Below are 316 nucleotides of genomic sequence, written 5' to 3' on the forward strand. Positions count from 1 at the left end.
GGGGCGCGGTTCGGCGGTGAGGCGCTGGACGTGACCGAGCATCTGCGCCAGGTCCGAGAGGTGGTTGAGCAATGGAACTGACCCAGTGGTGGCTTGGGGTGGCGGTGGCGACGCTGCTGGTCGCGGCAGCGGCGCTGGCGTGGTGGCGAGGGCGTTCGGTGGGCCCGCAGACCAGTGACCGTGCGCTGTGGGTGGCCCACGTGGATCGTCTGCGGCAGTTGCCCCGCTACCGCCAGCTGGTCGCCAGGCAACGACGGTGGCGGCTGGTCGAGTTGATCAGCGTCGGGGTGGCGGTGCTGGGAGTGGTCGCGCTGGT

Annotated in this window: 1 protein-coding gene; it reads left to right on the top strand. The window is 71.2% G+C overall.

The window, feature by feature from the left end:
- Nucleotides 1–71: 71 nt before the first annotated feature.
- A partial coding sequence (locus F0L46_RS25395) for a hypothetical protein (protein WP_210247690.1) occupies nucleotides 72–316 on the top strand: 245 nt, incomplete at its 3' end.

It is taken from the genome of Salinarimonas soli (genome assembly GCF_008386575.1).
Lineage (GTDB): Bacteria > Pseudomonadota > Alphaproteobacteria > Rhizobiales > Beijerinckiaceae > Salinarimonas_A > Salinarimonas_A soli.